Source organism: Acidovorax sp. HMWF018 (assembly GCF_003061035.1).
GTDB lineage: Bacteria > Pseudomonadota > Gammaproteobacteria > Burkholderiales > Burkholderiaceae_C > Acidovorax > Acidovorax delafieldii.
In genome coordinates this window covers 1-1,043 of the sequence record NZ_QAIM01000087.1, presented here as the reverse complement: position 1 = coordinate 1,043, position 1,043 = coordinate 1, and the positions used below count along the sequence as shown (strand labels likewise).

General features: G+C 63.9%; 1 protein-coding gene and 1 pseudogene. Both read right to left on the bottom strand.

The window, feature by feature from the left end:
• Window positions 1–636, bottom strand: a 636-nt coding sequence (locus tag DBR23_RS03050) for an ATP-binding cassette domain-containing protein (RefSeq protein ID WP_108497279.1), incomplete at its 3' end; no start/stop codon positions are given.
• A pseudogene (locus DBR23_RS03045) lies at window positions 633–1,043 on the bottom strand (urea ABC transporter permease subunit UrtC); the annotation flags it as partial. The pseudogene DBR23_RS03045 and the gene DBR23_RS03050, both read right to left, overlap by 4 nt.

The following is a 1,043-nucleotide window of genomic DNA, read 5'->3' as shown; positions in this document are numbered from 1 at the left end:
CTTGGGGTCCTGCATCAGCAGCATGCCAATCTCCAGCCACTGCTTTTGCCCGTGGCTCAGGTTGCCCGACTGGCGCGTGACGCTGTCGGCCAGGTGAATGGTGTGCAGGATCTCGGCCAGGCGGTCCGACTGTGCGGAGTCGAGCTTGAAGAACATGCTGGACTTCACGCCCTTGTGGGTCTTGAGCGCCAGCTCCAGGTTCTCGAACACGCTGAGCTGCTCGAACACCGTGGGCTTCTGGAACTTGCGGCCGATACCCAGGCTCGCAATCTCGGGCTCGTTGTGGCGCAGCAGGTCGATGGTGGAGCCAAAGAACACCGTGCCTTTGTCGGGCCGGGTTTTGCCGGTGATGATGTCCATCATCGTCGTCTTGCCCGCACCATTGGGGCCAATGATGCAGCGCAGCTCGCCGGGGGCGATGTCCAGGCTCAGGCCGTTGATGGCCTTGAAGCCGTCAAAGCTGACATGCACGTCTTCCAGGTACAGGATGCGGCCGTGGGTCACGTCCACTTCGCCCGGCGTGGCAATGCGCGAGAAGCCTGCAGCGCGGCCACCCGACTCGGTCTGGCCCAGTGCGACGGGCGCCAGCGTCTTCTGCAGCCGCCGCGCACCTTCTTCCATCAGATCGGGCGTCATTGCGCGGCTCCCTTCGTTGTTGTCATTTTTGCCTTGAGCTTCTTGACCAGCCCCACCACACCGTCGGGCAGGAACAGCGTGACCGCAATGAACAGCGCGCCGAGAAAGTACAGCCAGAACTCCGGCGCCGTCACCGTGAGCCAGCTCTTGGCACCGTTGACGATGAACGCCCCCACGATGGGTCCGATGAGTGTGGCGCGCCCGCCCACGGCCGCCCATACGGCGATCTCGATGGAGTTGGCGGCGCTCATCTCGCCGGGGTTGATGATGCCGACCTGGGGCACATACAACGCCCCCGCCACGCCGCACATCATGGCGCTGATGGTCCAGATGGTGAGCTTGTAGGGCAGCGGCGAATAGCCCGAGAACATGACACGGCTCTCGGCATCGCGCACAGCCTGCAGCAC